The organism is Burkholderia sp. Bp9031 (genome assembly GCF_003857965.1).
Taxonomy (GTDB): Bacteria; Pseudomonadota; Gammaproteobacteria; order Burkholderiales; family Burkholderiaceae; genus Burkholderia; species Burkholderia ambifaria_A.
In genome coordinates this window covers 1-13,646 of the sequence record NZ_QTPW01000041.1, presented here as the reverse complement: position 1 = coordinate 13,646, position 13,646 = coordinate 1, and the positions used below count along the sequence as shown (strand labels likewise).

12 protein-coding genes are annotated in these 13,646 nt (G+C 69.5%); 2 read left to right on the top strand and 10 right to left on the bottom strand.

Going from position 1 to position 13,646, the window contains the following annotated elements:
• Positions 1-49 precede the first annotated feature (49 nt).
• Complete coding sequence (locus DIE15_RS32905) at positions 50-1,717, bottom strand: Na+/H+ antiporter (RefSeq protein ID WP_057928591.1); 1,668 nt, start codon at positions 1,715-1,717, stop codon at positions 50-52.
• 291 nt (positions 1,718-2,008) lie between these two features.
• Here DIE15_RS32905 and DIE15_RS32900 point away from each other — a divergent pair, with 291 nt between their 5' ends.
• Positions 2,009-3,295, top strand: coding sequence for an EAL domain-containing protein (locus DIE15_RS32900; RefSeq protein ID WP_124835488.1), 1,287 nt, complete (start codon positions 2,009-2,011; stop codon positions 3,293-3,295).
• 76 nt (positions 3,296-3,371) lie between these two features.
• Positions 3,372-4,097 carry a copper homeostasis protein CutC gene (locus DIE15_RS32895; RefSeq protein ID WP_057928589.1) on the top strand — a complete coding sequence of 242 codons (726 nt, stop codon included), beginning with the start codon at positions 3,372-3,374 and terminating at the stop codon, positions 4,095-4,097.
• A 183-nt stretch (positions 4,098-4,280) separates the two neighbouring features.
• Here the strand turns inward: DIE15_RS32895 and bioB are convergent, their stop codons facing one another.
• From bioB to aceK, 9 genes are all read right to left on the bottom strand, one after another.
• A complete protein-coding gene (gene bioB / locus DIE15_RS32890) occupies positions 4,281-5,300 on the bottom strand; it encodes a biotin synthase BioB (protein WP_124835487.1) in 1,020 nt (339 codons plus the stop codon).
• Positions 5,301-5,336: 36 nt separating this feature from the next.
• Complete coding sequence (bioD, locus tag DIE15_RS32885) at positions 5,337-6,056, bottom strand: dethiobiotin synthase (RefSeq protein ID WP_124835486.1); 720 nt, start codon at positions 6,054-6,056, stop codon at positions 5,337-5,339.
• Positions 6,053-7,264: an 8-amino-7-oxononanoate synthase gene (gene bioF, locus DIE15_RS32880; RefSeq protein WP_124835485.1), complete on the bottom strand. Its 1,212-nt coding sequence runs from the start codon at positions 7,262-7,264 to the stop codon at positions 6,053-6,055. The genes bioD and bioF overlap by 4 nt, the downstream gene beginning before the upstream one ends.
• Positions 7,261-8,607 (bottom strand): adenosylmethionine--8-amino-7-oxononanoate transaminase, encoded by a 1,347-nt coding sequence (bioA, locus tag DIE15_RS32875; RefSeq protein WP_124835484.1) that lies wholly within the window; start codon positions 8,605-8,607, stop codon positions 7,261-7,263. The genes bioF and bioA overlap by 4 nt, the downstream gene beginning before the upstream one ends.
• 535 nt (positions 8,608-9,142) lie before the next feature.
• A complete protein-coding gene (locus DIE15_RS32865; RefSeq protein ID WP_124835482.1) occupies positions 9,143-10,408 on the bottom strand; it encodes a dienelactone hydrolase family protein in 1,266 nt (421 codons plus the stop codon).
• A 107-nt stretch (positions 10,409-10,515) separates the two neighbouring features.
• A complete protein-coding gene (locus DIE15_RS32860; protein WP_057928583.1) occupies positions 10,516-10,953 on the bottom strand; it encodes a YchJ family protein in 438 nt (145 codons plus the stop codon).
• A gap of 39 nt (positions 10,954-10,992) precedes the next feature.
• The gene (locus DIE15_RS32855; RefSeq protein ID WP_057928639.1) at positions 10,993-11,670 is read right to left on the bottom strand and encodes an SDR family oxidoreductase; all 678 of its coding nucleotides are present in this window, start codon (positions 11,668-11,670) and stop codon (positions 10,993-10,995) included.
• Between the two features lie 200 nt (positions 11,671-11,870).
• A complete protein-coding gene (gene can / locus DIE15_RS32850) occupies positions 11,871-12,638 on the bottom strand; it encodes a carbonate dehydratase (RefSeq protein ID WP_057928582.1) in 768 nt (255 codons plus the stop codon).
• Between the two features lie 67 nt (positions 12,639-12,705).
• Positions 12,706-13,646 (bottom strand): bifunctional isocitrate dehydrogenase kinase/phosphatase (gene aceK / locus DIE15_RS32845; protein ID WP_124835481.1); only part of this gene is annotated, 941 nt, incomplete at its 5' end.

The following is a 13,646-nucleotide window of genomic DNA, read 5'->3' as shown; positions in this document are numbered from 1 at the left end:
CGCCGTTTTTTCATCGGGAAGCCGTGCCATCGCAGCGCGGCGCAGCCGCTCAGATGATCCCTCTCTTGCGCGTCGACAGCGCCGTTTCCGACAGGTCGATCTCGCGGATCAGCTTCGTCAGCGTCTCGTCGGAAATCCTGCTTTCGCTGCGCAGCCGATAGAGCACCGAACGTTCCGCGCGCACCGCCGCGATCCGCATCTGCAGTTCCATCGTTTCGGTCTGCTTCGCTTGCGCGCGCGGCGTCGGGCCGTCCTCGGCGAGCGCGGCGAGGCGGCGGCGATAATGGTCCATCACGCGCGCGGAGATGTCCGCGCAGCGTGCGGCGCCCGATTCGTCGAGATCGGCCGAGATCGCGTCGTGCGACGAGTCGATCGCGCGGATCGCGGCCTGCGCGGCGGCCGCGCGCGCGGTGCGCTCCTCGTCGGCGAGCGGGTTGCGCGTCGAGCGCACGCCGCGCAGCAGCAGCGGCAGGCCGATCACCGCGACGACCAGCGAACCGAGAATCACCGCCGATGCGACGAAGATCGCGGTGTCGCGCCCGGGCAGCGGCGCGCCGTCGGACAGCGCGACGGGGATCGACAGCACGCCCGCGAGCGTGACCGCGCCGCGCACGCCGCCCACCGTCATCACCGCGATCGTGCGCACGCCGGCCATCGTGCCCGCGAGGCCGTGGCGCGCGGCGCGGCGGCTTGCGATCCGGCGCAGCAGCCAGACCCACAGGAAGCGGATCGCATACAGCGCGAGCATCATCGCGCATACGTTGAAGATCATCCGGCCGACGAGCGCGTCGCTCGTGCGGTGTGCGTCGACCAGCGCGCGGCCGATGATGTGCGGCAGCTGCAGCCCGAGCATGATGAACACCATGCCGTTGAACACGAACTCGATCAGCGCCCACGTGCTTTCGGCCCGCACGCGCGATGCGACGGTGCTTTTGCGGGAGAAGCTCGTGTAGTTCATCATCATCCCGGCCGACACGGCCGCGAGCACGCCCGACAGGTCGAGGTGCTCGGCGAACAGATAGGCGGCGAACGGCACGAGCAGCGTCATCACGATGCCGGGAGCCGGATCGCCTTCCTGCTCGGCATTCAGGAAGCGCGTCGACAGCGCGCTGAACAGCCACGCCACGATCGCGCCCGTCGCCAGCCCGCCGGCGGCGACGATCACGAACGTGATCGACGCGTCGCGCAGCGAGAACATGCCCGTGAGCGCAGCCGCGACCGCGAATTTCAGCGCGACGAGGCCCGACGCGTCGTTCATCAGCGCCTCGCCTTCGAGGATGTGCATCAGCTGCGGCGGAATCCTGCCACGGCCGGCGATGCCCGACAGCGCGACCGCGTCGGTGGGCGACAGCACGGCCGCGAGCGCGAACGCGATGGGCAGCGGCAACTCGGGTATCAGCCAGTGCGCGAAGTAACCGACCGCGAGTACCGTCATGAACACGAGTCCGAACGCGAGCATCAGGATCGCGCGGCGCTGCAGGTACAGCTCGCGTTTCGGAATCCGCCAGCCGTCCGCGAACAGCAGCGGCGGAATGAACAGCAGCATGAAGATTTCGGGATCGAACGTGACGTGCAGGTTCAGCTTCGGCCACGCGAGCATCGCGCCGAACGCGATCTGCATGAGCGGCAGCGGAAGCCGCAACGGCAGCAGGCGCGTGACCGCGCCGGACAGCGCGACGGCGAGCAGCAGGATCAGGACTGTGAAGACGATTTCCATCGATACGGCAATTGTGGAGAATGAAACGATCGTCCGGAGTTTAGCGTGACGGCGCGACGGCTGCGCTCGAGTGCGCCGGTGCGTATGCACGCAAACGGTGCGTGGTGTCTGCGCCACGCTGGTGCGGCGGTGCTGCACGTTGGCGCGGCGCAGGTGTTCAGCCCTTGCACGGAGCTTGCTTGATGCTTGCGTACCGTCCGGCACCGGCCGGACATCCGAGGATTCGAACATGACATTGCGCGCGCCATCCCGAACACCCGCCGCGTTCGGCCGCACCACCAGGAGGGAGCCATGACGATCGTGCAGCAGGAGCGCCCGGCCACCGCGTCGCCGTATCGTTTCGAGCGGGAGATGAGCTCCGGCCTCGAACGCCTGGTGACGCGGCACCGCGACCTGACGCTCACGACCGTATTCCAGCCGATCTTCAGCCTGTCGCACCAGCGTGCGGTGGGCTACGAGGCGCTGTTGCGCGCGCATGACGCGCTCGACCGCGCGGTGTCGCCGCTCGACGTGTTCGGCGAGGCCGCGCGCCGGGGCGAGCTGCTGCAGCTCGACCGGCTCGCGCAGGCGCTGCATCTCGAGAACTTCGCGTTGCTCGGCGCCGAGCGCGAGTGGCTGTTCCTCAACGTGCATCCGGGCGTGCTCACCGATCCGTTCCAGGCCGCCGCGCTGCTCGCGAACCTGAAGCGGATCGGCATGCCGCCGCGCCGCATCGTGCTCGAAGTGCTCGAACAGCGCGCCGACGACGTCGAGCGGCTCGCCGACGCCGTGCGGGAATTCCGCGCGCAGGGCTTCCTGATCGCGCTCGACGATTTCGGTGCCGGCCACTCGAATCTCGAGCGGATCTGGCAGCTGAACCCGGACATCGTGAAGCTCGACCGGATCATGCTGTCCCACGCGGCGCACCGCACGGGGCTCACCGCGATCCTTCACGGGCTCGTCACGCTGCTGCACGAGGCCGGCAAGCTCGTGCTCGTCGAAGGGATCGAGACCGAGCACGACGCGCAGATCGCGCTGTCGTGCGAGGCCGATTTCGTGCAGGGCTATTTCTTCGGCCGGCCGGCGCCCGGGCTGCCCGACAGCGCGACGGCGACCGGCTGCATCGGCGAGCTGACCGAACGCTTTCGTGAGCAGACCGAAGCGCGCGAGCGACGCGACACGCAGCGGCTCGCCCCGTACCTGCGTGCGTTCAAGCGCGCGGCCGAGCGGCTGGCGGCCGGCGAGCCGCTCGACGAGGTGTGCTGGAATTTCCTCGCGCTCGACGCCGCCGCGCGCTGCTTCCTGCTCGACGCGCGGGGCCGCCAGGCGGGCCGCAACGTCGTGCTGCGGGCGGACCGCGCGCTCGCCGAGGCGCGCTTCTCGCCGCTGTCGGATGCGCAGGGCGCGAACTGGCTGCGCCGGCCGTATTTCCGCACGGCGATCGCCGAGCCCGGGCGCGTGCAGGTGACGCGCCCATACCTGTCGATCAACGAGGCGCAGCCGTGCGTGACGCTGTCGGTGGCCGTGCGCATCGGCGATGCGCAGCACGTGCTGTGCGGCGATATCGACTGGACGGACGAGGAGGCCGACGGCGCATAGCGCGGGCGTCGTGCTGGCGCCGTTCACGGCGCTCGACTAGGATGCGCGAATTGTCCTGACGATTCGCGAGCCGCCGATGAACCGAACCGCCGCATCCTCCGTCCTCCTCGAGGTGATCGCCACGACCGTCGGCGACGCGAAGGCCGCCGCCCGCGCGGGCGCCGACCGCCTCGAGCTCGTGACCGCGATCACCGAAGGCGGGCTCACGCCGAGCGCCGGCCTGATCGAGGCCGTCGTGGCCGCCGTGCCGATTCCGGTCAACGTGATCGTGCGCCCACACAGCCGCTCGTTCGTCTACGACGCCGACGACCTGCGCGTGATCGAGCGCGACGTGCGCGCGGCCGTCGCGGCCGGCGCGAACGGTGTCGTGTTCGGGGCACTCGATGCGCGCGGCGACGTCGATCTCGCCGCGCTCGAGCGCATCGCCGCCGCCGCGGGCGGGCGCGACCTGACGTTCCATCGCGCGTTCGACGTGTCGCGCGACCTCAACGCCGCGTTCGACGCGCTGCTGCGCGTGCCGGCCGTCACGTCGGTGCTGACGTCGGGCGGCCATCCGTCGGTGCTCGACGCCGTCGCGACGATCACGCGGCTGGTGCGGCAGGCGGCCGGCTCGACCTGCACGGTGCTGGCCGGCTCGGGGCTCACGATCGATGCGGTCGGCGATTTCGTTCGCGCGACTGGCGTGCGCGCGGTGCATTTCGGCTCGGGTGTGCGGCCGCGCGGCGAGGTGCTGGCACCCGTCGACGGACCGCGCGTCGAGCGCGTGCGCGCGGCGCTCGACGGCGCGGCGGCGCACGTGTGACGCGCACGCTGAAGCAGCCGCGCGCCGGCGCGGACGCGATCGATGGGCTCGGCGGCGTGTGCTGGCGCGCCGGGAAGATCGCGATTCGCAACGCGCAGCGCAACCCGGCGCAGACGATCGGGCGAAAAAAAGCCGGGGCACGCCCCGGCTTTTTCGTTTGCACGCTGAGTGCGATAGCGCCGCTTACGCGTTCTCCGCCAGTGCGTCGGCCTGGCTCGCGCGGATGCCGAGGCGCTCGAACAGTGCGCGGTCGCGCTGCGTTTGCGGGTTGCTCGTCGTCAGCAGCTGGTCGCCGTAGAACATCGAGTTCGCGCCTGCGAGGAAGCACATTGCCTGCATTGCGTCGTCGAGCTGCTCGCGGCCGGCCGACAGGCGCACGACGGCCTTCGGCATCGTGATGCGCGCGACCGCGATCGTGCGCACGAACTCGAACGGGTCGAGCGGCGCGGTGCCTTCGAGCGGCGTGCCTTCGATCGCGACGAGGTTGTTGATCGGCACCGATTCCGGATACGGGTTCAGGTTCGCGAGCTGCGAGATCAGGCCCGCGCGTTCGCGGCGCGATTCGCCCATCCCGATGATGCCGCCGCAGCACACGTTGATGCCCGCATCGCGCACGCGGTCGAGCGTGTCGAGACGATCCTGGTACGTGCGCGTCGAGATCACCTGGCCGTAGAACTCCGGCGACGTGTCGAGGTTGTGGTTGTAGTAGTCGAGGCCCGCAGTGGCGAGCTGCTGCGCCTGCTCGTCCTCGAGCATGCCGAGCGTCATGCAGGTCTCGAGGCCCAGCTCCTTCACGCCGCGCACCATCTCGGTCAGCGCCGGCATGTGGCGCTCCTTCGGGTTGCGCCATGCGGCGCCCATGCAGAAGCGGCTCGCGCCGTTCGCCTTCGCCGCGCGCGCCGCGTCGAGCACCGCGTCGACGTCCATCAGCTTCTCGGCCTTCAGGCCCGTTTCATGGTGCGACGACTGCGAGCAGTAGCCGCAATCCTCCTCGCAGCCGCCCGTCTTGATCGACAGCAGCGTCGACAGCTGCACCGCGTTCGCGTCGAAATGCTCGCGATGCACCTGCTGCGCGCGGAACATCAGGTCGTTGAACGGCAGCTCGAACAGCGCGACGACGTCGGCAACGCGCCAGCGCTGCGGCGCCGGAGCGGCCACGGGGATCGCGTCGGGTTGCACGGCGGCGGTCTGGGCTTGGGTCATGGTGGTTTTCCTGTCGTGAATGCGGGGATCGGGGCGTCAATGCTGCGCGCGGCGCAGCGTATCGACGAGCGCGGCGATGTCGAGCATCGCCGCGGCGGATTCGGGGGCGGCCGGGCGCAGGTGCGCGATGCGGCCGAGGAGCGGGGCGCGATGCTCGCGCGCGAGCCAGTCGCGGATCGTCGCGACGTTCTCGTCGGCGTACGACATGGCCGGGTCGACGTGGTTCGCGACCCATCCGGCGAGCGTGAGGCCGCGCTGGCGAATCGCGTCGGCCGTCAGCAGCGCGTGGCTGATGCAGCCGAGCCGCACGCCGACGACGAGCACGACAGGCAGGCCGAGCGCGACCGCGAGATCGGCCGTGTCCTGCGTGTCGGTGAGCGGTACGCGAAAGCCGCCGACGCCTTCGACGACGACGACGTCCGCACGCGTCAGCGCTTCGCGGTGGCTTGCGACGATCGTGTCGATGTCGAGCGTCACGCCTTCCTGCGCGGCGACGATGTGCGGGGCGGCGGGCGCCTTCAGCAGGAACGGCGTGCGCAGCTCGGGCGGCAGCACGACGTTCGCGGCCGCGTCGAGCTGGTCGGCGTCCTCGTTGCGCCAGACGCCGTCGCGTTCATACGCGCCGGCGGCGACGGGTTTCAGCGCGGCCGCACGCAGGCCGTGCCGCGCGAAGCCGTGCAGCATCGCGGCCGACACGAAGGTCTTGCCGATCTCGGTGTCGGTGCCGGTGACGAACAGGGAAAGCGGGGCGGTCATGCTGCTGCCTCGCTGGCTTCGATCAGTGCGGCTTCGAGCCGCGCGAGATCGTCGAACGAATGCGCGGCCGACAGCGAGATCCGCAGCCGCGACGTGCCGACGGGCACCGTCGGCGGCCGGATCGCCGGTACCCACAGGCCGTGCGCATCGAGCGAACGCATCGCTGCGAGCGTCGCGTCGTTGCTGCCGATCACGAGCGGCTGCACGGCCGTGTGCGAGTCGACTGGTTGCCAGCGCGTCGTGTGCAGCAGCGTGCGCGTGCGCTCGATCAGCGCGGCGAGGTGCGCGCGTCGCGCATCGCCTTCGTCGCCGCCGATCACCTTCAGGCTCGCCGATACCGCATGCGCGACGGCCGGCGGCGCGGCCGTCGTGAAGATGTAGCTGCGCGCACGCTGGATCATCCATTCGATCACGGTCTCGTGCGCGACGACGAATGCGCCCGCGACGCCGGCGGCCTTGCCGAGCGTGCCGACGTAGATCAGGTTCGGCGAGCGCAGCGCGGCGGCCGCGAGCGCGCCGCGACCCTGCGGGCCGAGCACGCCGAAGCCGTGCGCGTCGTCGACGACGAGCCACGCGCCGTGGCGCTCGGCCAGCGCGACGAGTTCGGCGAGCGGCGCGATGTCGCCGTCCATGCTGAACACGGTGTCGCTGACGATCAGTTTCGTGTCGGCGTCGGACGCGTCGAGCAGCGCGGCAAGCGCGGCCATGTCCGCATGCGGGTAGACCTGCACGTTCGCGCGCGACAGCCGGATTCCGTCGATCAGCGACGCGTGGTTCAGCGCATCGGAGAAGATCGTCGCGTGCCTGGCCGTCAGCGCCGTCATCGCGGCGAGGTTCGCCATGTAGCCGGTGCTGAAGTACAGCGCGCGCGGCGCGTCGGAGAAGCCGCCCGCGAAGCCGGCGAGCTCGTCCTCGAGCGTCGCGTGCGCACGCGAATGGCCGCCCAGCAGATGCGAGCCGCCGCTGCCGGAGCCGTAGCGCTGCGCACCTTCGGCGAACGCGGCGACGAGCGCCGGATGCGCGGCGAGGCCGAGATAGTCGTTGCTCGCGAAGCCGACGATGTCGCGGCCGTCGACGCGCATGTGCGCGTCGCACGCGGTGTCGGCGGTGCGGCGCACGCGGCGCAGCCCCTGCGCATCGAGTTCGGCTAAGCCGCGCTGCAGCGTGTCGAGCAGCGGCGTGGTCGTTTCAGGCGAGGATCGTTTCATCGCACCCCCTCGGCGAGCGTCGCATCCAGCGTGTCGCGCGTGCGTTGCGCGAGCCATGCGATGTCGTCATCGCTCATCACGTACGGCGGCATCAGGTACACGGTCGTGCCGATCGGGCGCAGCAGCAGTTCGCGTTCGAGCGCGCGCTCGAAGAAGCGCCGCGAGAAGCCGCGCGCCGCGTCGCCGTCGAGCGCGACGTCGAGGGCGAACAGCGTGCCGCGCTCGCGCAGGTGGCGCACCTGCGGGTGCGCGTCGAGCGGCGCGAGCGCGGCGCGCATCGCGGCCGATTTGCGCGCGTTGCCGGCGAGCACGTCGTCGCGCGCGAACAGGTCGAGCGTCGCGACCGCCGCGCGGCACGCGAGCGGGTTGCCGGTGTACGAGTGCGAATGCAGGAAGCCGCGCGTCGTGTCGTCGTCGTAGAACGCCGCGAACACGTCGTCGCGCGTGAGCACGAGCGACAGCGGCAGGTAGCCGCCGCTGATGCCCTTCGACAGGCACAGGAAATCGGGCCAGACGCCGGCCTGCTCGCACGCGAAGAAGGTGCCGGTGCGGCCGCAGCCGACCGCGATCTCGTCGGCGATCAGGTGCACGCCGAACTCGTCGCACAGCGCGCGCAGCCCGCGCACGTACGACGGATCGTGCATCGCCATGCCGGCCGCGCATTGCACGAGCGGCTCGACGATCAGCGCGGCGATCCGGTCCGCGCGTTCGGCGAACAGGCGCCGCACATCGTCGAGCGCGCGGCCCGCGACATCGGCGGCCGTCTCGCCCGGCAGCGCGCCGCGCGCATCGGGCGACGCGACCACGTGCGCGTTGCGGATCAGCGGGTCGTACGCATCCTTGAACAGCGCGACGTCGGTCACGCCGAGCGCGCCGATGGTCTCGCCGTGGTAGCTGTTCGCGACGCATACGAATTCGCGCTTGTCCGAGCGGCCGCGGTTGCGCCACGCGTGGAAGCTCATCTTCAGCGCGATCTCGACCGCCGACGCGCCGTCCGACGCGAAGAACGCATGGCCGAGCGTGCGCGCGGTGAGCGCATGCAGCCGCTCGGCGAGTTCGATCGCCGGCTCGTGCGTGCAGCCGGCGAGCATCGCGTGCTCGAGCGTGTCGAGCTGGTCCTTCAGTGCCGCGTTGATGTCCGGGTTCGCATGGCCGAACAGGTTCACCCACCACGAGCTGATCGCATCGAAGTAGCGGCGGCCGTCGCGATCGTACAGCCATACGCCCGCGCCGCGCGCGACGGGGATGAGCGGCAAGCGCTCGTGGTGCTTCATCTGGGTGCAGGGATGCCAGACCGCGCGCAGGCTGCGCGCGACCCAGTCGTCGGTGGCTGGCGTACTCAAGGCAACTCCGGGGGGTAAAACGGCGGCGGGCATCGGACGGGATGCCGCGCGGCGACAGACGGGAAACGCGGTGAGATTAGCGTGTTCCGCCGCACGTTGCACTACCGGTTACAAACGCCGCAAAGCCTTGTCGGACGGGAGTTCGGCGCAGATCCGGGGTGCTCGGAACGGTACGCGCCAGATGCATCGAAATGACCGCAGATGACGACGTTCGAGTGACACCCCCGACAGAAAAAAATCGTCGGGCCGTGGGGCGTGCGCGGGTCAAAAATCGGGGCGGAAAGGAAAAGGGGGCGCGAGGCGCGACGCAACGGATGCGGCGAGCAGCGAATGGTGTGCGGAATCGGGCGCGGCCGAGGATCAGGAAGGGCGCCGGGAAAAGGCTTCAGGGGCGTCGTGAGCGGGGCGCGCTTCGACAGCTCGCATGACCCGGTGAACGCGCATGCGAACGCCGCTGCGGGCCGCGCGAGCGTTCAGGAAAGGGAGAGGAGAAGGGGGGCGGGAAGCACCCGCTCCGGGCGTCGCGACCCGCGCGTCAGCGTGAAGCCAGCGCGCGCGTATCGGCGTCGCCGTTGTCGGCCGTCTGCGTCGCGTTCGCGTTCCACACGACGCGGTCGTTGACCGCGTACAGCCGGCATGCGCCCGCGGCCTGCTTCGTGCAGTTGTCGAGCGCGAGCGCCATCGGATCGTCGCCGCCTTCGGCCCACGACCACGCGCCTTCGGCGGACACCGCGAACGCGCGGCTCGGATGCTGGCTCAGGAAGCGGCGATAGCCTTCGCGGCCGGCCTCGTCGAGGAACGGCACCGCGTCGACCGCATCGATCGACGCGTAGCCGGTCGCATTCGGTTCGTGCGGGTTCGCGACCGCATAACGCACCGAGGTCGGCAGGTTCAGTTCCGCGAGGAACGCATGCACGGCCGGCCACCATACGGGCACGCCGTCCCGATCGACGATCAGCCGGTGCGCGTCGTCCTTGTAGCGGCCGAAGTCGATGAACTGCGCCTGCGTGCCGTGCGACACGTACGCGTCGTGCATCTGCGCGACGAGCGCGGGCGTCCACACCGAATCGTTGTCGCCGTACAGCCACAGCGAGCGCACGGCCGTATGCGCGCCGTACTGGTCGAACGCGTCGACGAGATTGCGCTGCCAGCCGTCGCAGAGGTCCTGGCGCAGCCCGCCGGAGAAGTTGATGATGCCGCGCACGCCGGGCGCCGCTTCGGTGCCGTACGCGACCGACACGAGGCCGCCGTGCGACGTGCCGGCGACGACGATGTGCGACGCATCGACGTACGACTGACGCGACATGTAGCGGACCGTCGCGGCGACGTCGGCGGCCTGCGCGAGGCCGTTCTTGCCGACGTTGCAGCCTTCCTGCTGGTACGTGCCGCCCGACCCGGCGAAGCCCTGGCGGTTCGGCGCGATCACCGCGTAGCCGCGGCGCACGAATTCACGCGCGAACGCGAGCGGCCGGCTGCGCGGCTGCAGATGGAGATCGCCGGTGTTCTTGCCGTGGTTGAAGACGACGAGCGGAAACGGGCCGGGGCCGTTCGGCTTGAACAGCGTGGCCTCGAGCATCACGGAGCCCGAAGCATCGGCCGGAATGCTGATGATTTGCTCGTTGAGGTTCGCGGCGACCTGCGGGAGGCCCGAATTGCCGTAATCGAAGCGCTCGGCATGCGCGAGCGAGCCGCCGGCCGCGGCTGCGCCGACATTTGCGTTCGGCGGCGTACCGGCCTGAGCGGCCGACAGCGCGCACGCCGCCATCCATCCCACCAATACCTTGCTGAACGTGAACGCCATTCGTAAGCCCTGCCATGCAACATGACTAATCTGACGGCCATCCTAGCCCGACAAATTCAGGTTGTGCAATGCGGGAATTACCCGGCGTCTGACACAGCAACTATTTGTCAGCGCTCACTTACATCGCCGTCGACATAGCGCCAGAAACCGTGCTCGTCGCGAGTGAAGCGACTCGTCTCGTGGAGCCGGTACGCGCGCCCGCCGACCTTGTAGCGGGCCACGAATTCGACCTCCGCGTGCCGTTCGTCGAGCGGCGCGTGGCGTTTGACCGCGAGGCCGAGCCAGCGCGGCGCGTCGGGCGCATTCGGGTCGGCATCGAGATCGGCCGGGCAGGTGCGCGCGTCCCAGGTCGCGCGCAGGTAGTCGGTCGCGCCGAGCACGTATGCGCTATACCGGGAGCGCATCAACTCGAGCGCGGTCGGTGCGGCTTCGCCGCCGTCGATGAAGCGGCCGCAGCACGCCGCATAGCGCGGTGGCGGGGCCTTGCCGGCAGGAACGGGGGACGCGCCGCCGCACGGGCACGCGTCAGGTCGGTTCAAAATCATGCGAATCGTGAATTAACGACGCCGAATTGTCATGCCGGCTTACCAGCTCAACTCGACACCGTCGTACTGGAAGAAACGGCCGTTGGCCTGCGACATGTCCGCGCCGGCTTCGGCGATCACGCGGCGCATGCCGGCCACGCTGGTTTCCGGATCGATCGCGGCCTGCGCGCCACCCATGTCGGTGCGCACCCAGCCGGGATGCAGCGAGATGCATGCGGCGTGGCGCGTCTGCAGCGACGCGATGCGCAGCACGTCGTTCAGCGCAGCCTTGCTCGCGCGGTACAGCCAGCCGGTCGTGCCGGTCGCCTCCGCGATGCTGCCCATCCGGCTCGAGACGACGGCCAGCACGCCGCGCGCGTCCTCGACGAGCGGCAGCAGGATCGGCAGCAGCTGCATCGGCCCGCGCACGTTCGTATGCATCACCGCGTCGAAATCCTCCGCGCTGATCGTTTCGACCCCTTCGGTGCGCGGCCCGTACACGCCCGACACGAGCACGGCCGCGTCGAGCCGTTCGCCGTCGAGCTTCCAGCCGAGCGCCGCGATCTGTTCGGGCTGCGCGATGTCGAGCGCATGCGCGTGGGCGCCGAGTTCGCGCAGCGCGGCGAGCGACGCGTCGTCGCGCGCGGTCGCGATCACGTTCCAGCCGTCGCGCCGGTATTGCCGGACGAATTCGCGCCCCAAGCCGCGCGATGCGCCGACGATCAGTACGGTTTTCATGTTCGCCGCTCCTTTGCGTTGCACTGCCGTCGCGGCAGTGCCGGTGTCAGATCAGTTCGATGCCCGTCGTCGCGCTACCGCATGCGTGCAGCGTATCGGTCGGGCGATGCGACGCTGGCGGCGCGGCGCGGCGTCATGATGCGTGTTCGGCCGGTGGCGCGCGGCGCGCGTGCGGCGCGCCGCGTCGGCGTGGGTGCCGGTTACTTCGCGTCGCCGCACGGCTTCAGCGTGTCGGCGACCGCCTGCGCGACGCCTTCGAGCCGCGCGGCATCCGCCGCGACCATGTCGTTGTCGGGCGCATGCTGGCCGCGCGCGGTCAGTGCCGCGACGCAGCGCTTGTAGGTTTCGCCGAGCGCGTCGAAGCTCGACACGGACATCCCGAGGTTGCGCATCCGCCCGTCGTGCACGCCGTACACGAGCCCGTGCACGGTGAGCGACTGGCCGCGCGCCCACGCGTCGTTGACGATCGTCGTGCGGCACACGTTGACGACCTGCTCGATCGAGTTCAGCTCGATCAGGCGGCGATAGCGGGCTTCGCCGACCGGCCATTCGTCGAGCAGCGCCGCGTGGCGTTCGCGCACGTCCTGCACGTGGTGCAGCCAGTTGTCGGCGAGGCCGACGCGGCGGTTGTGCAGCGCGGCGTTCACGCCCGAGCAGCCGTAATGGCCGACGACCATGATGTGCTTCACGCGCAGGATGTCGACCGCGAACTGAATCACCGACAGGCAATTCAGGTCGCTGTGCACGACGACGTTCGCGATGTTACGGTGCACGAACACTTCGCCCGGCGGCAGGCCGATGATCTGGTTCGCAGGCACGCGCGAATCCGAGCAGCCGATCCACAGATATTCCGGCGCCTGCTGGTCGGCGAGACGCGCGAAGAAATCGGGATCGTCGGCGAGCTGGCGCTTGACCCAGGCGTCGTTGTTGTCGAACAGGTGCGAAAGCGGATTGTCTTGGGTATTCATCGGTGTGGATTCCGTTGGCGGAAAGCGGGTCGATAACGGGTTCGATTCGATCGGATCCGGTCGTGCGTCAGGCGGCGCGCTGCGCGTCGCCTGCGCCGTCGTCGGCGTCCGGTGTCGCGTCGAAGCGCGCGGGGTAGCGCACGCTGAAACGAAGCGACACGTCGTACGGGTAAAAATCGGGCAACTCGCCCTGCAGCAGCTTGTCCTTGCTGGCCTGCCACAGCGCAGGCTCGAAAAAGTCCGCGTGATGCTTCATGAAGACCGTCCGCACGCGCGGGTCGCCGAGCAGGAACGGTCCGTAGGTTTCCGGAAAGATGTCGTGCGGGCCGACGGTATACCACGGTTCGCCGGACAGTTCGTCTTCCTCGTTGCGCGGCGGCGGCACGCGCCGCACGTTGCAGTCGGTCAGGTACTCGATCTCGTCGTAGTCGTAGAACACGACGCGGCCGTGGCGCGTGACGCCGAAGTTCTTGTACAGCATGTCGCCGGGGAAGATGTTCGCCTTCATCAGCTCCTTCACCGCGTTGCCGTATTCCTTCACGCCATGCTCGACGTCCGCGTCGCTGCCGTTCTGCAGGTACAGGTTGAGCGGCGTCATCCGGCGCTCGATGTACAGGTGCTTGATCACGAGGTTGCCGTCCTCGTATTCGAGCAGCGACGGCACCTCCTTCTCCAGCTCGCGCACGAGCGCATGGTCGAGCCGCGAGATCGGCAGCGCGACGCTCGAATACTCGAGCGTGTCGGCCATCCGCCCGAGACGATCGTGGCGCTTCACGAGCTGGTACTTCTCCATGATCTGCGCGCGCGTCGTTTCCTTCGGCGGCGGGAAGTGATCCTTGATGATCTTGAACACGTACGGGAACGACGGCAGCGTGAACACGAGCATCACGAGACCCTTGATCCCGGGTGCGATGATGAAGCGGTCGCTCGAATGTGACAGGTGATGCAGCAGGTCGCGGTAGAACAGGTTCTTGCCCTGCTTCTGCAGGCCGACCGACGTGTAGATCT